The sequence below is a fragment of the Streptomyces sp. NRRL S-455 genome (genome assembly GCF_000717875.1).
In the GTDB taxonomy this organism is placed as follows: domain Bacteria; phylum Actinomycetota; class Actinomycetes; order Streptomycetales; family Streptomycetaceae; genus Streptomyces.
The window spans coordinates 327,134-350,643 of the sequence record NZ_JOCT01000021.1 but is presented as its reverse complement, the minus strand read 5'-3'; the positions used below and the strand labels follow the sequence as shown (position 1 = coordinate 350,643).

The window sequence follows — 23,510 nt, the reverse complement described above, 5'->3', positions numbered from 1 at the left end:
ACCGCGGCGTAGCTCTCAGGTACTAGGGGGGTGACCGGGGTCGTGCCCCTACGGGGACGGAGGATTACCGTTTCACCAGGCCAGCTGGGCGATCTCCTCCACCACCACCGCGCACGCGTCCGCCGCGGGGTCGATGAGCGGGAAGTGCCCGACGCCCTCCAGCAGGGTCACCCCGACCATCTCCCCCGCCTTCGCCGCCGCTTCCGCGTACGACTCGGTGACGGCCTGCGGCACGTCGAGGTCCGCACGGCCCTGCACGACGGTCGTGGCGATGCCGGTGGGCAGCAGCAGCGCGGGGTCCGCGTACGGCTGCCGCTCGGCGAAGTGCTCGTCCCCGCCCAGGAACTGACGCACGCCGCCCCCGCACACGTCCAGCTTGTCGGCGATCGCGAAGTCCGCGATCGGGGCGAGGGCGACCACACCGCGCAGCGCCGCCGGGACGTCCGTGCGCCAGGGCGAGCCGGCCGGAAGGACGTGCCGGGCCGCGCCCCACAGCGCGAGGTGCCCGCCCGCCGAGTGGCCGGTGAGGACCGTACGGCGCGGATCGGCCCGCGGCAGCAGCTCCCGTACGAACGCCGGAAGGGCGTCCAGCGCGGCGGCGACGTCGTCGAGGGTGTCGGGCCAGCGGCCGGCGACGGAGTCGTCGTCCCCGCCGCGCCGGTACTCGACACTGGCGACGGCGAACCCGTGGCGGGCGACGAAGCCCGCGAAGGGGCTGATGTGACGCCGGTCGTACGGCGCCCGCCAGACACCGCCGTGCAGCACGACGACGACCGGGGCGGGACCGCCCGGGCCACGCTCCCCACGCGGGGCGTAGAAGTCGATCACCTGGTCCGGGTGGTCGCCGTAGGCGGCGGTGGCGTCGGGGTCGACGGGCGCGTGGGAGAACACCGACTTCTCCTCGGCAGCGGCCCGTGCTGCTGCGACGTCGTCCGTCATGCTCCAACCTCTCAGCGATGAAACGTATTTGGCGGACCAGGCGGGAGGTCGGCCGTTGGCCGGGACGGTATCAGGCACGTAGCGTGACATGCGGTGGGGCCCGGGCCGCCGAAGCGGTCCCGGGCTCCACCGCCGTTCACCCCAGCGTCCGAGCCAGCACCCGCGCCGCCCGCTCCACGTCGGCGAAGCCCACGTACAGCGGTGTGAAGCCGAAGCGCAGGACGTCCGGCGCCCGGAAGTCGCCGACCACACCCCGCTCGATCAGCCGCTTCATCACGTCACCGGCGTCGTGGCAGCGCAGCGCGATCTGGCTGCCCCGCTCCTCGTGCGCCACCGGCGTCAGGCACTCGACCCTGCCCTCGGGCACATACGCCGTCACACACTCCAGGAAGAAGTCCGTCAGGGCGAGGGACTTGGCCCGCACGGCCTCGACCGGCACCCCGTCCCACACCTCCAGGGCCGCCTCCAGGGCGAGCATGGAGAGGATGTCCGGCGTGCCGACGCGACCGCGCGGGGCGCCGGAGGCCGGCTGGTAGTCGCCGCGCATCCCGAACGGCTCGGCGTGCGAGTTCCAGCCGGGCAGCGGGGAGTCGAAACGGTCCTGCAGCTCCCGGCGGACATACAGGTACGCGGGTGAACCCGGCCCGCCGTTCAGGTACTTGTAGGTGCAGCCGACCGCCAGATCCACCCCGTGCTCGTCCAGTCCCACCGGCAGCGCCCCGGCACTGTGGCACAGGTCCCAGACGACGTACGCCCCGGCCTCGTGCACGGTGGCCGTCAGCGCCGGCAGGTCGTGCAGCCGGCCCGTGCGGTAGTCGACGTGGTTCAGCAGCACCGCGGCCGTACGGTCGCCCAGCACACCCGGCACTTCCGCCGGGGCGACCGGCCGCAGCGTGCAGCCGGTCATCCGGGCCGCCGACTCGGCGATGTACCCGTCGGTCGGGAAGGTCGTCGCGTCGACGAGGATCTCGTCGCGGCCGGACCGATCGGCATCGCCGGCCATCCGCACCGCGCCCACGAGCGCCTTGAAGACGTTGACACTTGTCGAGTCACCGACCACGACCTGGCCGGGCGCCGCCCCGACCAGCGGGGCGATCCGGTCACCGATCCGCTCGGGCGCGGTCCACCAGCCGCTCTCCTCCCAGGACCGGATGCGCAGCTCGCCCCACTGGCGGCGCACGACGTCCTCGACCCGCCCGGGGACGACGGACGGCAGCGCGCCGAGGGAGTTGCCGTCGAGGTACGTCACGTCGTCGAGGACGAACGCGTCCCGCTTGCCGCGCAGTTCGTCGACCGCGTCCAGCTTCTCCGCGCGCACCGCGAACTCAGCCGCGAGCCCGGACACGAGTTCAGAGGCGGGTTCAGACATAGGACCGCGCCGTCCACAGCTCGGGGAACACGTTCTTCTGAGCGCGCTTCTCCAGCCAGGCCACCCCGGCGGAACCGCCGGTGCCGGTCTTGGCGCCCATCGCGCGGCGGGTGGCGACCAGGTGGTCGTTGCGCCAGCGCCACACCAGCTCCGCGACATCGCTCAGCGCCTCGCCGAGGCGGGCGACCTCGTGCTGCTCGTCACCCGAGTAGACGGCCGTCCAGGCCGCCTCCACCTCCGGTGACGGCTCGTAGCGCAGCGACACGTCGCGCCGCAGCACGGAGTCCGGGATGTCGTGGCCGCGCCGCGCGAGCAGCCGCACGACCTCGTCGTACAGGCTCGGCTCGTGCAGCGCCTTCTCCAGTTCGGCGTACACCCGCGGGGCGCCCCGGTGCGGGACGAGCATGGACGCGGACTTCTCACCGAGCAGGAACTCCATCCGCCGGTACATCGCCGACTGGAAGCCGGAACCCTCGCCGAGAGCGCTGCGGTACGAGTTGAACTGGGCCGGCGTGAGCTGGGCGAGCGGCTTCCAGGAGGCGTTGAGCGCCTCCAGTTCCCGTACGGACCTCTTCAGCGCGGCGATCGCGGTGGGTACGTCGTCGCGCCTCAGCGCCTGTGCCGCCGTCTCCCACTCGTGGACGATGACCGTGAACCACAGCTCCATCACCTGGGTCGTCACCAGGAAGACCATCTCTCCGGGGTCGTCGGAGAGGGTGTGCTGGAGGTGGGTGAGCACGTCCGCCTTGACGTAGTCCTCATACGGCGTCGTGCCCTGGAAATCGAGATGCGGGGTCTCGGGCTCATGAGCCTCGTGGGACATCGCTGTCTCCTGCGTATAACTCCGGGTAGCGGTCCGCCCCTGCCGAATCCGACACGGGGGCCCCGGTCCCCAGGGGCATCTTCCGCAATCGTCCCCCGGAACCGCAAGGCCCGCCCGCTCGGAGCGGGCGAGCCTCACACCCACGGGCCGATGATCAGCCCAGGACCTGCGCAGCCGTCGGCGAGGAGTCCTTCAGGAACTGCGAGCAGCGCTCGTACTCCTCCTGCTCGCCGATCGCCTGCGCGGCGCGGGCGAGGGCGTGCAGGGCACGCAGGAAGCCACGGTTCGGCTCGTGCTCCCACGGCACCGGGCCGTGGCCCTTCCAGCCGTTGCGCCGCAGCGCGTCCAGGCCGCGGTGGTAGCCCGTACGGGCGTACGCGTACGACTCCACGGTCGCGCCGCGCTCGTACGCCTCGTCGGCGAGCTGCGCCCAGGCGAGCGAGGAGGTGGGGTGTGCGGCGGCGACGTCGACGGGCGCGGTACCCGACGCGAGCAGCTCCCGCGGCCCGGGGTCGTCGGGGAGGTGGGTCGGGGGCGGGCCCCCGAGGAGGTTCTCGTGAATGGACATGAGGTCAAGTCTGCGTCATGAAACCCAGCCGCGGGCAGCCGTGCCCACCCGGCCGCACAACGCCCCGGCCCCGGCACCGACACCCCAGCGGCTAGGACAGCCGCTTCCGCACCGGCTCCCCCTCCAGCGGCGGTGCCGTCACACCACCGTGCCGCAGGCACTCCGGCCGCTTGCAGTCCGGCGGCGGCCTGCGCACCACCACGGCGGCGAGCAGCGCCCCCACCACCAGCGCCCCCGCACACCAACCCATCGCCTTGCCGAACGCCGTGTCGAAGGCGGCCGGCTCCCGGTACGCCTCCTCCCCCATGCCCACCAGCAGCGGCAGCGCCGCCACCGCCATCAGGCCCGCCGCCCGGGCGGCCGCGTTGTTGATGCCGCTCGCCAGCCCGGCGCGCACCACGCTCACCGAGCCCAGCACCGTCGCCGTCAGCGGCGCCACCAGCGTGACCATGCCCAGTCCGAGCACCAGCAGCGCCGGCAGCACATCGGCGAGGTAGGACGCCCCCGGCCCGACCCGAAGCATCAGCAGCATCCCGGCCGCGCACAGCAGCGGCCCCACCGTCAGCGGGATCCGCGGCCCGATCCGGTCGGCCAGTTCCCCGGAGCGCGCGGACAGCAGCAGCATCAGCACGGTCGTCGGCAGCAGGGCCGTACCGGCGGCGAGGGCCGAGTAGCCGACGACCACCTGGAGCTGGAGCGCGGCGAGGAAGAAGAACCCGCCGAGCGCCGCGTACACGCACAGCGTGACGAGGTTGACGGCCGTGAACTGCCGGGACGCGAAGATGTCCGGCGGCATCATCGGATCGGGCCGGCGCCGCTCGACGACGACGAACGCGACGGCCGCGGCCGTCCCGGCCACCGCCGAGATCCCGACCAGCGCCCCGCCCCCGCCGGCCTCGATCAGCGCGTAGGTCACCAGCGCCAGTGCCAGCGCCCCCAGCAGGGCCCCGAGCACGTCGAACCGGCCGCGGGCCCCCTCACCCCCCGACTCGGGAACGTGCCGCAGAGCGACGGGCACGCACACCAGCGCCAGCGGCACGTTCAGCAGGAACACCCAGCGCCAGCCCGGCCCGTCCACCAGCCAGCCTCCGACGAACGGCCCGACCGCCGCCCCGACCCCGCCGAAGCCGGACCACAGGCCCACCGCACGCCCCCGGTCGTCGGGGTGGAAGGACGCCTGGATCAGCGCCAGCGACCCGGGCGTGAGCAGCGCCCCGCCCACCCCCTGCAGGGCCCGCGCGGCGATCAGCACACCCGCGTTCGGCGCGATCCCGCACAGCAGCGACGCCGCCGCGAACCACACGACGCCGACGACGAACACCTTCCGCCGCCCGAACCGGTCCCCCAGCGCCCCGCCGAGCAGGATCAGCCCGGCCAGCGTGACCATGTACGCGTTGACCGTCCACTGCAGGGCGGACAGGTTCGCGTCGAGGTCACGGCCGATGCGCGGCAGGGCCACGTTGACGACCGTCGAGTCCAGCAACGCCATGCTGGAGCCCAGGACCGTGGTGAGCAGGATCCACTTGCCCTGCGGTGAGGCCAGCCGGACATCGGGCATGCAGGGAGCATACGGAAGAGCCCGGCACCTGAGCAGGTGCCGGGCTCGACGCGAGCGGACCGGGACTTACTTGATCTTCGTGCCGGTCGAGCGCAGGTTGCCGCAGGCCTCGACGACGCGCGCGGACATGGACGCCTCGGCCAGCTTGCCCCAGGTGCGCGGGTCGTAGGTCTTCTTGTTGCCGACCTCGCCGTCGACCTTCAGGACACCGTCGTAGTTGCGGAACATGTGGTCCGCGACCGGGCGGGTGAAGGCGTACTGCGTGTCCGTGTCGATGTTCATCTTCACAACGCCGTTCTCCAGGGCGGTGCGGATCTCCTCCTCCGTGGAGCCGGAGCCGCCGTGGAAGACGAAGTCGAACGGGGACGCCTTGCCGAACTTGGCGGCGACGCCCTCGTTCAGCTCCTTCAGCAGCTCGGGACGCAGCACGACGTTGCCCGGCTTGTACACGCCGTGCACGTTGCCGAAGGACGCGGCGAGCAGGTAGCGGCCCTTCTCGCCCAGGCCCAGGGCCTCGGCGGTGCGGATCGCGTCGTCGACCGTCGTGTAGAGGGAGTCGTTGATCTCGTGGGAGACGCCGTCCTCCTCGCCACCGGTCGGGGTGATCTCCACCTCGAGGATGATCTTCGCGGCGCGGGCCTGCTCCAGCAGCTCCTGCGCGATGGAGAGGTTGTCGGCCAGGGTCTCGGCGGAGCCGTCCCACATGTGCGACTGGAACAGCGGGTTCAGGCCGGCCTCGACGCGCTTCTGGGAGAGCGCCAGCAGCGGACGTACGTACCCGTCGAGCTTGTCCTTCGGGCAGTGGTCCGTGTGCAGCGCGATGTTCACCGGGTACTTCTCGGCGACGATGTGCGCGAACTCGGCCAGGGCGACCGCGCCGGTGACCATGTCCTTGTTGTACTGGCCGCCCAGGAACTCGGCCCCACCCGTGGAGATCTGGACGATGCCGTCGCTCTCCGCCTCGGCGAAACCGCGCAGTGCCGCGTGCAGGGTCTGGGTGGAGGTCACGTTGATGGCCGGGTAGGCGAACTTTCCTGCCTTCGCCCGGTCCAGCATCTCGTTGTAGACCTCGGGAGTTGCGATGGGCATGCGTCCGCTCCTTGTATCTGCGGGTTGGCGTACTGCGTTGTCTCTACGGCCCTGACCTAGACCTTGGGTGCGACGTCATCGTCGGCCCCATCTTTCCAGACTTGGCCGGAAGGTCCAGGCCACCGTCCACGCCCTGGTCAGTCGAGGCCCAGCTCGTCCTTCGAGAAGGCGAAGAGGTACGGCACGCCGGCGCCCTCCTGGATCTTCTCGGCGGCGCCGGTCGCCCGGTCGACGATGGTCGCGACGGCGACGACCTCGGCCCCGGCCTCGCGCACGGCCTCGACGGCGGTGAGCGGGGAGCCGCCGGTGGTGGAGGTGTCCTCGACGACCAGCACGCGGCGGCCCGCGATGTCCGGGCCCTCGACGCGCCGCTGCAGGCCGTGCGCCTTCGCGGCCTTGCGTACGACGAAGGCGTCCAGGCGCTTGCCGCGCGCGGCGGCGGCGTGCAGCATCGCGGCGGCGACCGGGTCGGCGCCCATGGTGAGCCCGCCGACGGCGTCGAAGTCCAGCTCCGCGGTCAGGTCGAGCAGCACCTGCCCGACCAGCGGGGCGGCCTCCCCGTCGAGGGTGACGCGCCGGAGGTCGACGTAGTAGTCGGCCTCCAGACCCGACGACAGGGTCACCTTGCCGTGCACCACGGCCTTGTCCTTGATCTGCTGCAGCAGCGCGCCGCGTGTGTCCGTCATGGCGCCCAGCTTAGAGGCGGCGCCAGCTCCAGGTAGTGGTGGCCTCCAGCGGCTCCAGGGGCGTGACCAGGCGCGGCATGGTGTTGAGGCCGTTGGGCGGCCCGGTCTGCGGCTCCACGCACACCGCCGCCTCCTGCTCGTCGTAGACGACGACCCACTGCTCCGGGCTGGTCACCTTCAGCTCCAGTTGCCCGGGCCAGGTCAGGGTCACGTCGACGCCGCCGGGCATACCGAAGCAGTCGTCCCAGGGCCCTGGCTTGGGGTCGATGCGGTTGCCGGTGGGCAGGTGGTCGTCGCCGCGTTCCTCCTGCCAGGCGGGGGCGAAGTCGAGGGTGACGTCCTCGCCACCGAGGTTCCGGTTGAACCAGGGATGCCAGCCGATCTGCGCCGGGAAGGACGACTCGTACGTCTCGACGGACATGGTGAGCGTCAGGGCGTCCTCGGCGAGGGCGATGACCTGGGTGACACGGCCCGGGTGGGGCCAGGGGTCGGTGAGCTCGTACGTGATGACGGCCTCGTCCGTGCTCGTGCGGGCGGTGCGCCAGGCGTGGTCGCGGACGGTGCCGTGGATGGCGTGCGGCGGGGCGTTCAGCGGCAGCTGCCGCACGACGGCGCCGTCCAGGAACCGGCCGTCCCGGGTCCGCCCGCACCAGGGCACCATCGGGAAGCAGCCGAACCGCTCCCCCTGCCGGAGCACCTCCACGCCGCCGATCCGCAGCCCTCCGACCCGGCCGCCGTTGCCCGGCTGCACGGTCACCTCCGCGTCGCCCGCGGTCAGCGTGATGTCTTCGTCACTCACGGGACGACCCTAGCGGGGTGATCAAGAGGGCCTCAGCAGACGGGGGCGGAGCGGGTAAGCGGCGCGGGCACGGAACGGGTGGACGGCGCGGGGACGGAGCGGGTGAGCGGCACCAGGGCGGAGCAGGTGAGCGGCACCGGGACGGAACGGGTGACAGCAGCGCGGGGACGGCGGGTGGGCCGCGCGGGGACGGAACGGGTGGGCCGCGCGGGGACGGCGGGTGAGCGGCGCGGGCACGGAACGGGTGACAGCAGCGCGGGGACGGCGGGTGAGCCGCGCGGGGACGGAGCAGGTGGGCCGCGCGGGGACGGAGCAGGTGAGCGGCGCGGGCATGGAACGGGTGACAGCAGCGCGGGGGCGGCGGGTGGGCCGCGCCGGGGCGGAACGGATGACAGGGCGCAGGGACGGCCGGTCGGCCGCGCCGGGACGGATCGGGTAGACCGCGCCGAGACGGAACGGATGAGCGGCAACGGGACGGAACGGGTGGGCCGCGCCGGGACGGAACAGGTGGGCGGCACCGAGGTCGCTCAGCGGCGCCTGCGCAGCGCCCGGACCGCCACGATGGCGGAGGCCACCGCGAGTGCCGCCGCGGGGGCCGCCCAGCGCAGCGGAGCCGGTGCCGTCACGGTCTGCGGCGCGGGCACCGGCGCGTACCGGCCGCGCGGCGGAGCGTGGTCCACTTCCTCGGCACTGCGCCCGATCATCGTCCGCCGGGCATGTGCCGCCTCGGCGACCTCGTCCTCGCCCTCGGCCTCGTCCTTCTCCCTCGAGGAGTCGGGGGAGGACGCGGGGACGTCGGCGTCGGAGGCGGAGGCCTCGGCCGGCTCGGCGGCGGCCTTCTCGTCGGCCCCGGCTTCTCCGGCCCCCTCCGCCGCGGCCTTCTCGTCCCCGCCCGCTCCCGCCGGCGGCGGTGCCTCGTCGTCCGCGTCGGGGGTCGTCTCGTAGTCCGTCGTGGCCCGGGGTTCGAAGTCCTGGGTCGCGAGGGACGTGGTCGTTCCCGGCGCCTCCTCGGCCAGGTGTTCCGCGAAACGGCTCAGCAGGCGCGTGACGGCGCCCTCGACCTGGTCCGCCGGGAGGTCCTTGATCCGCCCGTCCGCGGAGGCCGTCCCCTGGAAGACGACCGTCGCACCGTCCTCGGCCTCCCGCAGGGCGATCCGCAACGCGAGCGTCACCGAGCCGCTGCCGCGCGACTCCTCGGCCTCGCCTTCGACGTCGTACGCCCCGTTGTCCCGCCGGAAGATCCGTACGGCGCCCCGGTACGTGACGGAGTGGCTGCCGACGCGGATCTTCAGCCGCCCGGCGACCGGCTCGGCCCCGGCGTCCTGCTGGAGCCCGGGAACCGCCCGGGCGACCCGCTCCGGGTCGTCCAGCACCTCCCTGAGCCGCTCGGCCGGGACCGGAACGAACACCTCGTGCTCCATGGGGACGGACTCTACCCAGCACGAACCGAATCGCACCCGTGCCCCGTGAATTCGCCGCCGATCCGCCCCCACCAGGCGTACCCTCCGACGCGCCGACGGTGCCCTGTCAGTACCGCGGGTGCACCAGTGTCGACGCCGGCAGTCCCGCGATCCGCGTCCTGCGCACCTCCTGCTCCCCGGCCGCGAGCAACGCGTCCGTGAGGACGTAGGGCCGTGGCCCCGCCGGGTCGAGCCGGAGGCGCGGTGCCGTGCGGGCGGCCAGGACGAAACCCCAGTCCCGGGGTGCCCGGGAGCGGTCGGCGGTGCGGTCCGGTCCGACGGCGAAACCGGCGTGGCGGCCGCCCGTCCGGTACGGGGCGGTGCGCAGGCCCGCGGCGCGGACGGTCGCCTCCACCGTCCAGTACGCCCGGGGGCTGGACGCGACCGGCCCGGCGTGCACCACGAGCCGTCCGCCGGGAGCCAGCGCGCGCCGCGCCAGGCCGTAGAACTCCTGCGAGTACAGCTTCGTGCTCGCCGTGATGCCCGGGTCCGGCAGGTCCGAGACGACCACGTCGTACGTCATCGGGGGCACCCCGCGCAGCCAGCCGAAGGCGTCCCGCGTGGTCACGTGCACACGCGGGTCGCCCAACGCGTGCTGGTTCAGCGCGGACAGGGCCGGGTCGGTGCGGGCCAGCCGCAGCACCTCCTCGTCGAGTTCGACGACGTCGACCCGGTGCACCGTGGGGTGCCGCAGCACCTCGCGGGCCGCGAGGCCGTCGCCGCCGCCGAGGATCAGGACGCGCGCGTGCGGCCCGGTCATGGCCGGGTGGACGAGGGCCTCGTGGTAGCGCAGCTCGTCACGCCCGCTGACCCGCAGCCGGCCGTCGAGGAACAGGCCGAGGGGACGGCCCTCCGTGCCGCCGGCGAGGACCACCTCCTGCACGCCGGTCCGCAGCGCCACGCGTACGTCCGTGCCGTACACCGCGTTGCGGGCGGCCCGCTCGAAGTCGTCGACGAGGACGGCGGCGGAGGCGAGGACCGCGAGCACGAGCGCGTTGCCGGCCACCAGCAGCCGGCGGGCGCGCCGGGTCAGGTCCCGGCGGAACAGGCCGAACACCAGCGCACCGCCGACGACCGCGTTGACGGCGCCGGTGAGCAGCGCGCCGGTCAGCTGCCCGAGGAACGGCAGCAGGAGGAAGGGGAAGGCGAGACCGCCGACCAGGGCACCGACGTAGTCCGCGGCGGACAGGTCGGCCACCGCGCCGCCCGCGTCCTGCCGGCGGATGCGCTGGATCAGCTCCATCAGCAGCGGGACCTCGGCGCCGATGAGCAGTCCGGTGGCGAGGGAGAAGGCGACGAGGAGGCAGCGCGGTCCGCTGGCCCACATCCCGCCCCAGTCGCCGGTCCAGGCGAAGACGGCGTACAGGGCCATGGCGCTGCATCCGCCGACGAGGGCGAGGGTCGCCTCGACCGCTCCGAAACCGGCCGCGGCGAGCCCGCGCAGCCGTTTCGCGGCGAGGGAGCCGATGCCCATCGCGAAGACCATGACGGACAGCACGACGGACGCCTGGGTGACGGAGTCGCCCATCAGGTAGGAGGCGAGGGCGACCAGTTCCAGTTCGTACACGAGTCCGCAGGCCGCGCAGACGAACACGCCCGCGAGGACCAGGAGCCGTCCGGTGCCGGGCCGGACGGGGAGCCGGATCGGGCCGCCGGGGCCGCCCGGGGCGCTCCGGGGCGGCCGGGAACCGGGCGGGGCGGGCGCGTGCGGCTCGATCACGCTGCGACGTTACGTCACGTCGCCACTGCGTTTTGTCACCCACACGTGTGGTGCTGGTTTACCGGGCGGCCACCGCCGGCACGCGTACGCCGACCCTCGTGCGGGTCGCCACCAACTGCCCGTCCTGCGGGTAGGCGTGCCAGGTCCACCAGTGCACCTGGCCCTCGTGGTGCTGGGCCAGCAGGGCCGTGAAGGCGTGCGGGCTGCCGGGGAAGACGCCGGCCAGGCCGTGCGGATGGTCGGAGACGAGGGCCAGCAACTCCTCGGCGCGGTGCGCGAAGGAGCCGGGCGTGAGGACCTCGACCCGGGCCGCGAACTCGTACTCCCAGTCGCCCACCCGCTTGGCGACGCCGAGCGGAAGCGGGGTGCTGCTGCCCGGGATGCACGCCACCGTCTCCGAGCAGATGCCCCGCTCCTCCTCCAGCAGCACCTGGTGGGACGCGCCGAGGAGCCGCAACTGCAGTTTCATGCCCGCGAGTTCGAGGTCGAGCGTGGCCAGGGCGGGGAGCGGTTCGCGCCCCAGGGCCCAGGCGAGGTCGGCCGCGCGCGTGTCGGTGTAGGAGGTGTTCAGGGTCGTGAGCATGGATCGGCTCCGCAAGCACACAAAGAGAGCTAGGTGGGTCCGCCGCGCCCCGGTCGCACCGGGGGCTGTCGGCCCGGGTCAGCCCAGTCGGCCGGTTTGGAAGGTGTCCGCAGGACGTCCGAGGGGCTGCGTTGGTGAAGGAGAGGGAATCATGAACTCTGGCGCAGTCACAGCGTTTTTACCCAAGTTCGTAGGGTTTCCATCCCTCAGGGGGCTCCACAGCTCAACTGTTCAACGACGGCGTGCGCCGGTATCGGGGAGGCGTGCGCCGGTGCGTTGTGACGCATGCGCGCAGCCGTGACGAAGGGAGGTCCGGGATTCCGGCCGGTTCCCGAAGCGGCCGTTTGACGGGCGCAGTTGCCGGAGTCACGTCCGAGGCCCGCGTCGTGCGGCACGCGTCGTCCCGCCGGTTCGAGAAGGTGCCCGAATGGACGCGGAGTCGCCCGACTGGCGTTCGATGACTCCCCTGGCCGAGAAGTCGGTCACGGAGACGCGGACACGGACACGCGGGGCCCGCCCCAGGTGCGGACCCCGCGCTCGGTGGATACGGCTTCCCCGTAGGGACGGCCGGCCGACGTACGTCAGTCAGCTGCCTCCGCCGCACCCACCTCCACCACCCCCGCCGCAGGACGACCCGCCTCCGCAGGACGAGCCGCCGCCGCCGGAGTGTCCCCCGTCGTGTCCGCCGCCGGACGAGCCGGAGTCTCCCCCGCCGGCCCACCAGCTTCCGCTGCTGCCACTCGAACCGGAGGACGCCGCCGCCCCGCGCCGCGTCGTCCTCCCGGAGCGGCTGGATCCGCCCCTGCGGGCGTTGGACACCAGTGCCCCGATCAGGACGACTGCGATCACCGTCAGGATGATGCCGACGATCATGGCGTCACCCTCCTTCCGTTTCCCCCGAAGCGGCCCCCCGTGGGCGCCTCGCACTTGCGTGACCGGGTGATGCCCTCCCCCCGAGCGGCCCAAAGCAGAGTTGAGCAAGTTCTGAGGGTCCCTCAGACCTGAGCGCCTTGTTGAGGAAGGCCGGCGCTTCGGCGCAGGATGACCGGCATGACCTCCAGTGCGCGCCCCCTCCTCAACCGCCGGCTCGCCGAGTTCGGGACGACGATCTTCGCCGAGATGTCGGCCCTGGCCCTGACCACCGGCGCCATCAACCTCGGGCAGGGCTTCCCCGACACCGACGGCCCCGAGGAGGTCAGGGAGGCCGCCGTACGGGCTCTGCGGGACGGCCACGGCAACCAGTACCCGCCGGGCCCCGGCGTCCCCGAGCTGCGCGCCGCCGTCACCGCCCACCAGCAGCGGCGCTACGGCCTGTCCTACGACCCCGACACGGAGGTCCTGGTCACCGCCGGCGCCACCGAGGCCATCGCCGCCGCCCTGCTGGCCCTGGTGGAGCCGGGCGACGAGGTGATCGCCTTCGAGCCGTACTACGACTCGTACGCGGCGTGCATCGCGATGGCGGGCGGTCGCCGGGTTCCGGTCACCCTCCGCGCGCGGGAGGACGAGGGCCGCTTCCGCCTGGACCTCGACGAACTGCGCGACGCCGTCACCGACCGCACCCGCCTGCTGCTGATCAACACCCCGCACAACCCGACCGGCACGGTCCTCACCCGCGAGGAGCTGACCGCGATCGCCGAGCTGGCGGTGGAGCGCGACCTGCTCGTGGTCACGGACGAGGTGTACGAGCACCTGGTCTTCGACGAGGCCGAACACGTCCCGCTGGCGACGCTCCCGGGCATGCGCGACCGCACGGTCACCATCTCCAGCGGCGGGAAGACGTTCTCCTTCACCGGCTGGAAGGTCGGCTGGGTGACGGCGTCCCCGGAGCTGGTCACGGCGGTGCGCTCGGCGAAGCAGTACCTGACGTACGTGTCGGCGGGCCCGTTCCAGTACGCGATCGCCGAGGCACTGTCACTCCCCGACTCCTACTTCTCGGACTTCCGGGCCGACATGCTGGCCAAGCGGAACCTGCTGGCGGCCGGCCTGGAGGAGGCCGGTTTCCGGGTCTTCCGCCCCTCCGGTACGTACTTCATCACCACCGACATCCGCCCCCTCGGCGAGACCGACGGCGTCACCTTCTGCCGGAGCCTGCCGGAGCGCGCCGGCGTCGTCGCCATCCCCAACGCGGTCTTCTACGACCACCACGAGGAGGGCGCCCCGTTCGTACGGTTCGCGTTCTGCAAGCGGACGGGGGTGCTGGAGGAGGCGGCGAAGCGGCTCGGGGCGGCGTTCCAGTGACACGTCGAGGGATGACCGGGTCGGGTCACAACAGGTGCAGCAGCGCCATGTTCGTGCCGGTGCCGAGGACGATTGCCGCGAGAGGGCTGCGGCGCCAGTGGTAGACGCCTGCGCAGACCGCGGTTCCGATCAGTGCCGGGAGGCCGTAGGGGGCCTGGGTGAAGTCGACCTCGTGGAGGCTGTAGGCGACCAGGATCACCATGATCCCCGGGGGCAGGGAGACCCGGAGGTAGTCCAGGAGCGGGGAGTCGGTGTACTTGCGGAGCAGCACGAACGGTGCGGCGCGCAGGGCGAAGGTGACCGCTGCCATCACCAGGATGGCCATGAGGAGGTAGCTGGTGTCAGGCATGCGCGGACTTCGCCCTCACAGTGATCAGGTAGTCGCCGACCAGCAGCAGGAGGAAGACTGCCACGGCGGTGGTCAGGAACTGCTCGCCGCCGACCACTGCTGCCACGACCGCGGAGGCCAGGCCGTAGAGGACCGGGCGCAGGTTGCTGCGCTTGCGGGCGTGGTCCCAGGCGAGCACGGTGAACAGCGCGGTCAGCGCGAACTCCACACCCTTGATGTCGTCCGGGAGCGCTGTGGAGGCGAGCGCGCCGGTGAGGCTGCCCACGACCCAGTAGCCGTGGCTGAAGAGCTGGATCAGGGTGATACGGCGGCCGTTGAGCTCTTCGTCGGGGTTGGCGGCGAGTAGCGAGTAGGTCTCGTCGGTGAGGGCGAAGATGCCGTAACCGCGCTGCACCGGGCCCCGCAGGAGCTGCAGGGGGAAGGAGAGCCCGTAGAAGACGTGCCGGAAGTTGACCAGGAACGTGGTCATCGCGATGGCGGCGAGTCCCAGCCCGGAGGTCACCATCGACACCGCGAGGAACTCCAGTGATCCGGCGAACACCACCAGGGCGGTGGTCGGCGCCCAGAACCAGGAGAGTCCCTGGCTGACGAGGAGGATGCCGAATGCCGCTCCCAGCGGCAGGTAGCCCATCGCCACCGGGACGGTGAGCCGTGCGGCCACGGCGGCGTCCTCCCGGAAGCCGCCGCTGGACCCTGCTCCTGGAGTGTTCGGGGTGCCGATGGGTCCACCGGCACCGGCGGCGCCGGAGCCCCGGCCTGTGGTGTCCGTGGACACGTTTCCTCCTCGGGTCTCACACCACCGCGGCGAGCTGTGCCGAGACGCGGCGCAGCCCTTCCGCGAGTACGTCGGCGGGGCGGGCGTAACTGATCCGGATTCCGTTCTCCGCGCCGAAGACCTCGGCCGGCATCACGAGGGTGCGCTGCTGGTCGAGGAGCTGCTCGGCGAACTGTTGCGAGGAGACGGGAACCGAGGTGAACCGCACCCAGGCGAAGGGAGTCCCGTGCGGCACGACCAGCTGCAGGTGCGACTCGTGCTCCCGGGCGAACGTCTCCAGCTGCTGCAGACCGGGCGCGACCAGCGAGCGGTAGCGGGCGATGTGCCGGTCCCGGTCGGCGATGACCCGGGCCGCCGCTCGCTCCCACACCACGGAGTTGGAGACGGTGGTGTACCGCTTGTAGTTCACCATCCGCTCGATGACGTCCTCAGGGCCTCGGGCCCAGCCCACCCGCAGTGCGGGCATGCCGTAGACCTTCGACAGTCCGGATACGGAGACCGCGCGCGGGTGACGACGGACCACCGAAGCGCCGAAGTCGAGGAGGTACTCCTCGTCGTTCACCACCAGGAGGTCGTGGGAGCCCGCGACCCGCAGGATGGCGTCCCACTCGGTGCTGGTGAGCGTTTGGCCGGACGGGTTGCCCGGGCTGTTGAGAATGAGCATCCGGGTGTTCGGCCGCACGGCCGAGGCCAGGGCATCGGCGTCAAAGGGGGAGCCGGGGCGCCAGTCGAGGACACTCACCTCGCATCCGATGTGGGCCGGCACTTCCCAGGCCTGCTGCCAGCCCGGAGCCGTGGTGATCACATGGTCGCCGGCAGCCAGCGTGGAGCGGTAGAGCAGGTACAGGGCCTCCTGCGCGCCATGGGTGACGATCACACCCCGGTGATCGGCGTCCGGCGGCACATCGGTTTCGGCGTACAGGGCGGCGATACGGCCACGTAGCTCGGGGGTGCCGCGATCCAGGCTGTAGTCCAAGTCCCAGCCGGGCTCCAGCGGCAGGTCGGACAGCAGTTGGTACTGGACTCCGCTCTCGGCCAGGTCGATCTCGAAGCGGCCCTGGGCACGGTCGAACAGCCAGTCCTGGATGGTGTAGGTCGCGATGCTCATCGTGCGGTCTCCCCGAGCGAGAAGGTGATCACGAATACGTCCCGGTGGGCGGCGAGGCCCGGGACCTTCGGGGTGATGGGGCTGACGTAGTGCTGCACTTCGCGGTCGGCGAGGAAGAGCGTCTCCCCGGCGGGCATGATCCGCTCGACCAGGAGCTCACCGTCCGGGGTGTTCTCCCGGACCAGGGAGATGCCACCGCTCACGTTCTCCGTGGCGACGCAGGTGACGGCCACGTAGTCGAAGCCGTCCTGGTGGAACCCCTCCGGGGCGGGCAGCCCGGGCCGCTCGTCGGCGGCGGTGATGCGGATCTGGTGGCATCCGATGCGGAACTCCTCGGCGTCGACGATCTCGCGCGTGACACGGGAGCCCACGAAGCGCTCGGCGAATGTGCGGGCCGCCCCACCGAGCGGAGCGAACTTCCGGTGGACGCCACCGGCATAACCATTGATGTCGCCACTCTGGAAGAAAGTGGAATCCTCTTCCCAGCGCAGAAGATCCCCCTTCACATCCGCCTCACTGAAGGCACGGAAGCGGAATCTGTGATCGGCACGGAGGTGCTCGTCGACGGGGAGTTCGGCGTAACTCTCCAGGAACTCTTCGGATATGTGAGAGACGGCAGAAGAAACTCGGTAACGCAAAGCGGCACTTTCCTTCGGTGTGCGGTGTCGGTATCGACGAGGTCTCGCTGCGGCATGGACGTCCAGCCTTCACGCTCCTGACCTGCATGTTAGCAGCACCTATCCACTATGTGCTCATGCAGTCTCAATCCGTGGACGATTAATTCGCGCCTACTTTTGGCGAGAAATAGGGCTACATTCTGGACTTTCCTGCATCTTTTGCGCGTAGTGGTCAGGTGTGTGCGCAGTGGAGGTGTGAACGGGCTCACGAGAGTGCGATTCGCAAGTTGACGCATCATTGCGAGCGTTGCTCAAATGATTGTCTGCGGCGATCCGAATGGGCGCCGATCCGGGATTGGAATCGCCCTTCGCGGCTGTACGGGAAAAGAATCTCTGTGCGCAGAAAGATCGTTGTCATCGGCGCGGGAGCAACCTCCTCGAGCCTCTTGATGCATATCGCGCGTGTGCCGGGTCTCGACTGTGTCGATCTCGTCGCGCCAGGAACGGCCGGACTGGGAACGGCCTTCGGTGTCACCGACCCCGCCCTGCTCTGCAACACCTCGGTGGACGTCACCTCGCTCAAGGCGCAGGGCCCGTCGGACTTCCTGGACTATCTGGCCGCCCGGGGGCACTCCGTCGGCCCGGACGACTTCGTACCGCGCTCCCTGGTCGGGCAGTACTGCCGGGAGCGCCTGTCCCAGGCCCTGCGGCAGCTGCAGGCCCGTGGTGTGGAGGTCAGGCGTATCGCCGGGCACGCCACTGGAGTGACTCCAGCGCCGGACGGGCACGGCTACCGGGTAGCTCTCCGCGACGGAAACACCGTGACCGGCACGGACATCGCCCTCTGCCTCGGCGCCGACCAACTCGTCCTGCCGCTCGCCTTCCGGCCGTTCGACGGGCACCCCAGACTGATCGATTCCCCCTACCCCACCGAACGGCTGCGTCGGCTTCCCGAGGACGCCCGGGTTCTCGTCCTCGGCAGCAAACTCTCGGCGATCGACACCGCGCTGATCCTGTGCCGGGTACCGGGCCGGCGGATCACCCTGGTCTCGCCCTCGGCCGTACTCCCCGCCGTCCGCACCCGCCTGCGCCGTATGCCCGTGACCCGGTTGAGCGAGGCCGACTGGAACTCCCTGGACCCGCGGGACCCCGCACTGGACACCCGGATCGCCCGGCTGCTGCTGAAGGCGGTCCACGGCTGCGCCGCTCCGGGCGCCGCACCGCGCGCTCATGTGACAGGACCCGCCGAGGAACTGCTCCGCCTGGAGACTCGGCTCGCCCGGGACCGGACCATCCCCTGGCAGGACGTGATCGCCGAACTCATCGACGGCCTCAACACCCACCTGTGCCACTGGGATCCAGAGCAGCGCGATGCGCTGCTTCTTCGTTGCAAGCGGCTCATCAGCCGCTACATCTCGGCCATCCCGCTGTCCAACGCCCAGCGGCTCCTGTCGTTTCTGGACAGTGGACAGCTGACCGTGGCCTCCTGGCCCCCCGAGGAGATACGTCCTACCGCCGACGGCTGGCAGGTGCGGTTGCCCGATGGCGGGGAGGAGCGGTTCAGCCATGTCGTCGCCGCCACGGGATTCCGGGCGCCCCGTCTCTCGGTAACCGATGGCGGACTGCGGATCGGCTCCGGTGACGGACCTGCCCCGGACATCGGCAACGATCTCCGGCTCCGTCTTGCCCCCAGCGGCCCACCCGAGCGGATCTGGGCGCTCGGCGCCTGTGCCGGCTCCCGCTACCCCATCGTCAACTACCTCCGCGCCTCGGCCCAGCACGCCGCGACCGTCGCCGCACAGCTTTCCCCTCCCGTTACCGCCGGCTCTGGAAGGACATCCTCGTGATCGCACTCGTCAACCCCGTCTCCAGCGGCTCGGAGCTGGCCGACGCCTTCTGGGAGGAGGGTGCGGAATGCCTGCACATCTACACCGACGGGCTGTCGCCCGTGGCGGAGAGCCTCGCGGCCCGGTACGGCACGTCCTACCGGCACACATCCCTGCCCGAGACCGTCCGGCACTTGGCGGCGCACGGTGTGCGCACCGTGATAGCCGCCAGCGAGTACGGAGTCACCCTGGCCGACGAACTGTCCCAGGAACTCGGCCTGCCACACCACGAACACCGGCTGCGGGCGGCCCGACGGGACAAGCACGCCATGGCCCAGGCTCTCGCGGCGGCAGGTCTTCCCCACGCCCGGACCGTGCTTGTCCACAGCGAACAGGAACTGTCCGCGGCCCTGGAGGGCCGGGCCTCCTTCCCGCTGGTCGTGAAACCGGTCAACAGTGCCGGCAGCGAGGGCTGCCTGATCGTGGAGAGCCGGGAGCGCGCCATGGAGCTGTTCCGTGCGCACACCGGTCAGGTCAACCTCATGGGCGAGGTCAACGACGGTTACCTGGTGCAGGAGTTCCTGCGAGGCACCCAGTACATCGTCAACACGGTCAGCACCGGTGGCAGGCATCTGCTCGCCGAGGTCTACGCGGAGCGCATCGACTACGTGGACGGTGCTCCCATGCTGCGCCACATCATCTCCCGCTCCGGCTTCACCGCAGCCGAACAGGAACTCGTCGACTACGTTCTGCGCTGCCTCGACGCCCTGGGCATCAGGGAGGGGGCGGCCCACACCGAGGTCATGCTCACCGACGAGGGCCCCCGCCTGGTCGAGGTGAACTCCCGGGTCATGGGGCCGTGCCTGGCCCCCGATGCCTACCAAGCCGCCTACGGCTACAGCCACCAGCACCTCACCGTCGAAAGCTTCCTGCGCCCCGAGGGATTCGCCAAGCGTTTCGAGTTGCCGCACGGCCCGGCCCGTACCGTCGCCAAGGTGTTCCTGCGCCCTCACCGGGACGGACTGCTGCTCGCCATGGACGGACTGCGCACCCTGCGCCGACTGCCCGGCTTCCACAGCATCGCCAGGCTCCCGATCATCGGCGAACCCGTGCGGGACCGCTATCTGACCACGGGCGCCTGCGGTATCGCCTTCTTCGTGCACGAGGACACCGCACTGCTCCAGCACAGTCTTGCCACCCTCCACGACATCGAGGACTCCGGCGGCATGTTCCGGCTGGCGGACCCCGACACCGAGAGCTGAACCGTGCCCGTCCTGTGCATCATCGGTGCCGTCCTGCTTCAGGCAGCCGCCTACGGGTGGCTCTCCGGCCGGTACGACACCTCCGGCAGCCTCTACCTGACCTGCTCCGGGTTCGCCCTGGCGGCCCTGATCTTCAACGTCGTCCATCTGGCCCGCCGTCGTATCGACGGCGGAGAGAAGCAGCAGCCGGCCACCGGACTGCTCCTCGCCATGAACGTGGTCACCGCCGTCACGTTCCTCGGCTTCTACGTCTCCCTGGCGTGGATTCCGTCCGCCCTGGCCAGTGGTGTGGAGGCGGCGGTCGGGCCGCTCGCGGTGGCTCTGCTCGGGCTCGCCGGGTACGGCCGCCGGGCCACCGCCAAGGGGTGGTTGGCCTCCGCTGCCCTGATCGTGCCGGGCGCGGCCGTAGCGGTCTCGCTCGGCGACGGTGCGACATCGGGGGACGGTCTGCTCCTAGGCCTGATCCTGGTGGTCGTCGCCGGCTTCGGCGCCTCCGCTCTCGCCGTCATCTCCGCTGAGCTCGGCCGCCGTGGCGTCGACCCGGTACGCACCACGGCACACCGCTTCCACCTCACCTACCTGGCAGGCGGAGCACTGCTGGCTGTCGACGGAGGACCGGGACCGCGCTGGCTCGCGGAGCTTCCCGTCATGCTCATCACCGGACTGATCGCCGTCACGGTGCCGCTTTTCCTCCTGCAGTTCGGCATCCAGCGCACGGATCCCATGCTCGCCATGGTCCTGCTGACCACCGTGCCGGGTCTCACCTACCTTGCCGAGACCGCCTTCCACGGCGGCTTCGACGGTCTGACCTTCGCACTCGTCGGTTGCCTCGTCGTCGCGGCCACGTGGGCCGCGCTCACGAGCGACAGCTCGGTACGGGCGCAGCGGCGGGCTCCTTGCCGGTTGGGCCCGCCCGCGCTCAGGAACGGTCGCGACCGGCCTTCAACTCCCCTATGAAGGCGGTCCAGGAGGCAGCCGCGAAGCACAGCGCCGGACCCTGCGGGGCCTTGCTGTCACGGACCGGGACGACGACTCCCCGGAATCCGTCGGCCACCTCCACGCAGTTGCCGCCCTCCTGACCCGCCTCCGCGAAGCGGCTGCCGACGGCGTGCCCCGAAGGCGAGTCCGGCCGGGGGCTGCTCCTGGGGGACGCCCTGGCCGTGCGCCGGGGGTCGGCGCCGCGCCGCCCGTTGGGCAGGACGGTGTGGGCGGAGCTGTCTCTTGACGCCTGACGTCAGGCCGGGCGGACCGCGCCCTTGATCGCCGACTGGCCGGCGAAGAACACCGACTCCTCACGGATGAGCGCTCCGGGACCCGGGGCGTGGATCATCATGCCGTCGCCGCTCCAGATGCCGACGTGGCTGAGGTCGTCGTGGAAGAAGACCAGGTCTCCGACCTGGGCGTCGGCAAGCGAGACCTGCATTCCCGCTTCCCACTGGGCCTGGGTGGTCCGGGGAAGCGTGACACCGGCGGCCTTCCACGCGGCCTGGGTGAGACCGGGGGCGTCGTACGATCCCGGCCCGACCGCACCCCATACGCAGGGCCGACCGGCCTGCGCCCGGGCGAAGGCGATCACGCGCTCGGCCCGGGTGCTGTGGCCGGCGTCCGGCGACCGCCAGGAACCGCCGTTGGCGACGGGTGCGAAGGCGGTGGAAAAGGCGGGTGCGGCGGCCGGCTCGGTGGGCACTGCCGGGGCAGGAGCCACCGGGGCTGGAACCGCCGGGGCTGGAACCGCCGGGGCAGGAGCCACCGGGGCAGGGACCGCCTGGGCAGGAACCGCCGGGGCAGGAGCCACCGAGGCAGGGACCGCCTGGGCAGGAACCGCCGGGGCAGGAGCCACCGGGGCAGGAGCCACCGGGGCAGGCGCCACCGGGGCAGGAACCGCCGGGGCAGGAACCGCCGGGGCAGGCGCCACCGGGGCAGGAACCGCCGGGGCAGGCGCAAGGATCTCCGGTAGACCGGCCTCATGGGGCACGGTGGTCACGTCGGCCGGTGGAGCGGGGGTGTAGTAGGCGGTGGGAGCGGCGGACGGAGCCGCGGCATACGTCGCGGTCGCGCCGGTCGCCGGGCCGGCACCGTACGTCTCCATCACGCTGGTCGGAAAAGCCGCCTGGAGAGTGCCCGTGATGGGGTCCGGGACGGTGGGCAGCGCCATGGCGGACTGCGGGCCGGGCAGCGGGTCGGACAGTGGGTCGGACTCCGGGGCAGGCGCTGGTGCGGGCTGGTACAGCGGCCACGCCGCCGCGTCGTCGCCGCCGAAGACCGGTAGGGCCGCCTCGCGCCGGGCGCTCTCGTCCGGCCGGGACTCCCCTGGCAGAGCCGGCGCGACCCGCTGGGCGGGGATCTCCGGGAGGAACGCGGTGGCCGGTGCCTGAGCCGCTCCGCCGGTCAGCTCCCGCGCGACACCGGTGGGCGCCTTGGGCGCTTCGAGGGCGGCGGGTTCCGCAGGACGTTCCGCCGGGCGCAGGGGACGTGCGGACTCGGGCGCGCGGTCGGGACGGACCGGCGGCCTCCTGTCCCCCGGCAGCGTCGCCGGCAAGGTCGGGCCCAGCTTGGCACGGGCGGCGTCGAACCACTTCCGGGCCATGGTTCCGGCCGCGGGCTCCATGTCCTCCTGGGACCGGCCGCGGGCGGCCGTGCCGCGCTGGCGCGGGATCGAAGCGGCGCGGGTCAGGTTGAATCTGCCCGTGTCGCTCTCGGCCCGGTCGTAGAGGCTGTTGACATACCGCCGGACCTCGTCAGGGCTCGCCGCCTCGCTCTCAGTCGCCAAGGTGGGCCCCAGCAGGCATCGAGAGGGAGTTGGCCTTGTTCGCGAAGTCGGTCACTTCGGGGCGCGAGGTTGGTTCCGACGCCATGGAAAGGGCGCTCCTTCCGTCCGAAAGCGCACGAGACCACCTGCCTAACGCTGGAAGTCGTGCACGCAGTGGTCAACTTAGCAAACTTGTGAACCTTCCGTGAAGATCTATGTTTAGCCAGGACGTGGGCGGGAAACGACAGCGCGCCCCGGCGCCCCGAAAAAGCAAGACGGCGCGTACAGCACGTACCTGCTCGTACGCGCCGACGCGCCGTGGGGGCCCGCTCGGGCCCTACTCGTCGTCTTCGGGCTTCTCCGCCTCGTTGATCTCCTGCTCAAGACCGAGCTGCTCGACGAGCCACTTGTCGAACTCGATCGCGGCCCGCACCCAGCTCACCGTCGAGGAGACGAAGTGCTCCAGGCTGACGCCCATGCCGATCAGCATCTGGGCCTCGCCGATCAGGCGGACCGTGCCGTCGTCGTGGGTGTGGCTGTAGACCTTGGGCCACAGGGTGCGGCGGTTCCAGTCGTCGATGGACTCCAGGAGCTGCGGCTTCAGCTCGATCCCGTGGGGCCGGTCGTAGAACGTCCGCACGGAGAAGACCTGCTGGTCTCCCTCACCCCGGAACATGAAGTAGGTGCGGAACTGCTCCCACGGCGCCGCGAGGTCTCCCTCGTCGTCGACGACGTACTTGAGCTCCATCTGTTCGAGGAGCTGCTTCACGAGGTCCTGATCCGGGACGACGGGGCCCGCCGGTCCTTGGGGCTCCGGCTCTGGCTGGCCCCCGAAGTTCGGAATCGAGGACGGGTCGATGGTCACCGTGTATTTCCCTTCGTACGGATTCCGCCATCCTCCCCCATGCGGGGAGGGGGGTGGCAAGCCCCGACTACCCCGCTAAGCCCATGGCTGACACGATCCGGTCAGCCGAAACCTTCGGGTACGGCTG

The 23,510-nt window shown here is 71.5% G+C and carries 22 protein-coding genes and 1 pseudogene; 5 read left to right on the top strand and 18 right to left on the bottom strand.

Features of this window, described 5'->3' with window-relative positions; genetic code table 11:
- Positions 1 to 72: 72 nt before the first annotated feature.
- The 11 genes from IE97_RS0126880 to IE97_RS0126830 form a co-directional block, all read right to left on the bottom strand.
- On the bottom strand, positions 73 to 939 hold the full coding sequence (locus IE97_RS0126880) for an alpha/beta hydrolase (RefSeq protein WP_030245683.1): 867 nt from the start codon (positions 937 to 939) through the stop codon (positions 73 to 75).
- 136 nt (positions 940 to 1,075) lie between these two features.
- Positions 1,076 to 2,308 carry a kynureninase gene (kynU, locus tag IE97_RS0126875; RefSeq protein WP_051705130.1) on the bottom strand — a complete coding sequence of 411 codons (1,233 nt, stop codon included), beginning with the start codon at positions 2,306 to 2,308 and terminating at the stop codon, positions 1,076 to 1,078.
- Positions 2,301 to 3,131 (bottom strand): tryptophan 2,3-dioxygenase family protein, encoded by an 831-nt coding sequence (locus IE97_RS0126870; protein WP_030245677.1) that lies wholly within the window; start codon positions 3,129 to 3,131, stop codon positions 2,301 to 2,303. Before IE97_RS0126870 ends, kynU begins: the two co-directional genes overlap by 8 nt.
- 154 nt (positions 3,132 to 3,285) lie before the next feature.
- Complete coding sequence (locus IE97_RS0126865; RefSeq protein ID WP_030245674.1) at positions 3,286 to 3,699, bottom strand: DUF3151 domain-containing protein; 414 nt, start codon at positions 3,697 to 3,699, stop codon at positions 3,286 to 3,288.
- Between the two features lie 91 nt (positions 3,700 to 3,790).
- The gene (locus IE97_RS0126860; protein ID WP_030245671.1) at positions 3,791 to 5,257 is read right to left on the bottom strand and encodes an MFS transporter; all 1,467 of its coding nucleotides are present in this window, start codon (positions 5,255 to 5,257) and stop codon (positions 3,791 to 3,793) included.
- A 66-nt stretch (positions 5,258 to 5,323) separates the two neighbouring features.
- On the bottom strand, positions 5,324 to 6,346 hold the full coding sequence (gene fbaA / locus IE97_RS0126855; protein ID WP_030245668.1) for a class II fructose-bisphosphate aldolase: 1,023 nt from the start codon (positions 6,344 to 6,346) through the stop codon (positions 5,324 to 5,326).
- A gap of 137 nt (positions 6,347 to 6,483) precedes the next feature.
- Complete coding sequence (pyrE, locus tag IE97_RS0126850; RefSeq protein WP_030245666.1) at positions 6,484 to 7,032, bottom strand: orotate phosphoribosyltransferase; 549 nt, start codon at positions 7,030 to 7,032, stop codon at positions 6,484 to 6,486.
- Between the two features lie 10 nt (positions 7,033 to 7,042).
- Positions 7,043 to 7,831 (bottom strand): aldose epimerase, encoded by a 789-nt coding sequence (locus tag IE97_RS0126845; protein WP_030245663.1) that lies wholly within the window; start codon positions 7,829 to 7,831, stop codon positions 7,043 to 7,045.
- Between the two features lie 527 nt (positions 7,832 to 8,358).
- On the bottom strand, positions 8,359 to 9,252 hold the full coding sequence (locus IE97_RS0126840) for an SRPBCC domain-containing protein (RefSeq protein WP_078603400.1): 894 nt from the start codon (positions 9,250 to 9,252) through the stop codon (positions 8,359 to 8,361).
- A 106-nt stretch (positions 9,253 to 9,358) separates the two neighbouring features.
- On the bottom strand, positions 9,359 to 11,011 hold the full coding sequence (locus tag IE97_RS0126835; RefSeq protein WP_030245658.1) for a polyamine aminopropyltransferase: 1,653 nt from the start codon (positions 11,009 to 11,011) through the stop codon (positions 9,359 to 9,361).
- A gap of 58 nt (positions 11,012 to 11,069) precedes the next feature.
- The gene (locus tag IE97_RS0126830; protein ID WP_030245655.1) at positions 11,070 to 11,594 is read right to left on the bottom strand and encodes a DUF2617 family protein; all 525 of its coding nucleotides are present in this window, start codon (positions 11,592 to 11,594) and stop codon (positions 11,070 to 11,072) included.
- 1,041 nt (positions 11,595 to 12,635) lie between these two features.
- On the opposite strand from IE97_RS0126830, the gene IE97_RS0126825 reads away from it, so the two are divergent.
- Positions 12,636 to 13,832 (top strand): pyridoxal phosphate-dependent aminotransferase, encoded by a 1,197-nt coding sequence (locus tag IE97_RS0126825; RefSeq protein ID WP_030245653.1) that lies wholly within the window; start codon positions 12,636 to 12,638, stop codon positions 13,830 to 13,832.
- Between the two features lie 25 nt (positions 13,833 to 13,857).
- Here the strand turns inward: IE97_RS0126825 and IE97_RS0126820 are convergent, their stop codons facing one another.
- Genes IE97_RS0126820 through IE97_RS0126805 form a run of 4 tightly spaced genes read right to left on the bottom strand, consistent with a single transcriptional unit; the run spans position 13,858 to position 16,702 of the window.
- A complete protein-coding gene (locus IE97_RS0126820; protein ID WP_030245649.1) occupies positions 13,858 to 14,181 on the bottom strand; it encodes a branched-chain amino acid transporter permease in 324 nt (107 codons plus the stop codon).
- The gene (locus IE97_RS0126815) at positions 14,174 to 14,956 is read right to left on the bottom strand and encodes an AzlC family ABC transporter permease (protein WP_199807136.1); all 783 of its coding nucleotides are present in this window, start codon (positions 14,954 to 14,956) and stop codon (positions 14,174 to 14,176) included. Before IE97_RS0126815 ends, IE97_RS0126820 begins: the two co-directional genes overlap by 8 nt.
- Before the next feature lie 16 nt (positions 14,957 to 14,972).
- On the bottom strand, positions 14,973 to 16,064 hold the full coding sequence (locus IE97_RS0126810) for a pyridoxal phosphate-dependent aminotransferase (protein ID WP_030245642.1): 1,092 nt from the start codon (positions 16,062 to 16,064) through the stop codon (positions 14,973 to 14,975).
- The gene (locus tag IE97_RS0126805) at positions 16,061 to 16,702 is read right to left on the bottom strand and encodes a 2OG-Fe dioxygenase family protein (protein ID WP_158708344.1); all 642 of its coding nucleotides are present in this window, start codon (positions 16,700 to 16,702) and stop codon (positions 16,061 to 16,063) included. The genes IE97_RS0126810 and IE97_RS0126805 overlap by 4 nt, the downstream gene beginning before the upstream one ends.
- Before the next feature lie 215 nt (positions 16,703 to 16,917).
- Between IE97_RS0126805 and IE97_RS0126800 the strand changes: the two genes are divergently transcribed.
- The 3 genes from IE97_RS0126800 to IE97_RS0126790 are packed head-to-tail and all read left to right on the top strand — an operon-like array spanning position 16,918 to position 20,726.
- Positions 16,918 to 18,528, top strand: coding sequence for an FAD/NAD(P)-binding protein (locus IE97_RS0126800; protein ID WP_324608024.1), 1,611 nt, complete (start codon positions 16,918 to 16,920; stop codon positions 18,526 to 18,528).
- Complete coding sequence (locus tag IE97_RS39410) at positions 18,525 to 19,769, top strand: ATP-grasp domain-containing protein (RefSeq protein WP_051705127.1); 1,245 nt, start codon at positions 18,525 to 18,527, stop codon at positions 19,767 to 19,769. The genes IE97_RS0126800 and IE97_RS39410 overlap by 4 nt, the downstream gene beginning before the upstream one ends.
- A 3-nt stretch (positions 19,770 to 19,772) precedes the next feature.
- Entirely contained in the window at positions 19,773 to 20,726 is a 954-nt protein-coding gene (locus IE97_RS0126790; RefSeq protein WP_030245633.1) for an EamA family transporter, read from the top strand.
- Here IE97_RS0126790 and IE97_RS43200 read toward each other — a convergent pair.
- Complete coding sequence (locus IE97_RS43200; RefSeq protein WP_420706141.1) at positions 20,689 to 20,823, bottom strand: DUF397 domain-containing protein; 135 nt, start codon at positions 20,821 to 20,823, stop codon at positions 20,689 to 20,691. The two genes, IE97_RS0126790 and IE97_RS43200, sit on opposite strands and share 38 nt — an antisense overlap.
- 43 nt (positions 20,824 to 20,866) lie before the next feature.
- Here IE97_RS43200 and IE97_RS43195 point away from each other — a divergent pair.
- Positions 20,867 to 21,001: pseudogene (locus IE97_RS43195) on the top strand (ATP-binding protein); the annotation flags it as partial.
- A 2-nt stretch (positions 21,002 to 21,003) separates the two neighbouring features.
- Here the strand turns inward: IE97_RS43195 and IE97_RS43190 are convergent.
- Together IE97_RS43190 and IE97_RS0126780 are read right to left on the bottom strand one after the other, a co-directional pair.
- The gene (locus IE97_RS43190; RefSeq protein ID WP_030245631.1) at positions 21,004 to 22,539 is read right to left on the bottom strand and encodes an NlpC/P60 family protein; all 1,536 of its coding nucleotides are present in this window, start codon (positions 22,537 to 22,539) and stop codon (positions 21,004 to 21,006) included.
- Positions 22,540 to 22,855: 316 nt separating this feature from the next.
- The gene (locus IE97_RS0126780; RefSeq protein WP_030245629.1) at positions 22,856 to 23,383 is read right to left on the bottom strand and encodes a YbjN domain-containing protein; all 528 of its coding nucleotides are present in this window, start codon (positions 23,381 to 23,383) and stop codon (positions 22,856 to 22,858) included.
- Positions 23,384 to 23,510: the final 127 nt, after the last annotated feature.

Coding starts and splice junctions, on each gene's coding strand:
- fbaA (WP_030245668.1), bottom strand. CDS start 6,346: ATGCCCATCGCAACTCCCGAGGTCTACAACGAGATGCTGGACCGGGCG.
- IE97_RS0126870 (WP_030245677.1), bottom strand. CDS start 3,131: ATGTCCCACGAGGCTCATGAGCCCGAGACCCCGCATCTCGATTTCCAG.
- IE97_RS0126810 (WP_030245642.1), bottom strand. CDS start 16,064: ATGAGCATCGCGACCTACACCATCCAGGACTGGCTGTTCGACCGTGCC.
- IE97_RS0126840 (WP_078603400.1), bottom strand. CDS start 9,252: ATGGAGCACGAGGTGTTCGTTCCGGTCCCGGCCGAGCGGCTCAGGGAG.
- pyrE (WP_030245666.1), bottom strand. CDS start 7,032: ATGACGGACACACGCGGCGCGCTGCTGCAGCAGATCAAGGACAAGGCC.
- IE97_RS0126880 (WP_030245683.1), bottom strand. CDS start 939: ATGACGGACGACGTCGCAGCAGCACGGGCCGCTGCCGAGGAGAAGTCG.
- IE97_RS0126865 (WP_030245674.1), bottom strand. CDS start 3,699: ATGTCCATTCACGAGAACCTCCTCGGGGGCCCGCCCCCGACCCACCTC.
- IE97_RS0126820 (WP_030245649.1), bottom strand. CDS start 14,181: ATGCCTGACACCAGCTACCTCCTCATGGCCATCCTGGTGATGGCAGCG.
- kynU (WP_051705130.1), bottom strand. CDS start 2,308: ATGTCTGAACCCGCCTCTGAACTCGTGTCCGGGCTCGCGGCTGAGTTC.
- IE97_RS0126860 (WP_030245671.1), bottom strand. CDS start 5,257: ATGCCCGATGTCCGGCTGGCCTCACCGCAGGGCAAGTGGATCCTGCTC.
- IE97_RS0126825 (WP_030245653.1), top strand. CDS start 12,636: ATGACCGGCATGACCTCCAGTGCGCGCCCCCTCCTCAACCGCCGGCTC.
- IE97_RS0126830 (WP_030245655.1), bottom strand. CDS start 11,594: ATGCTCACGACCCTGAACACCTCCTACACCGACACGCGCGCGGCCGAC.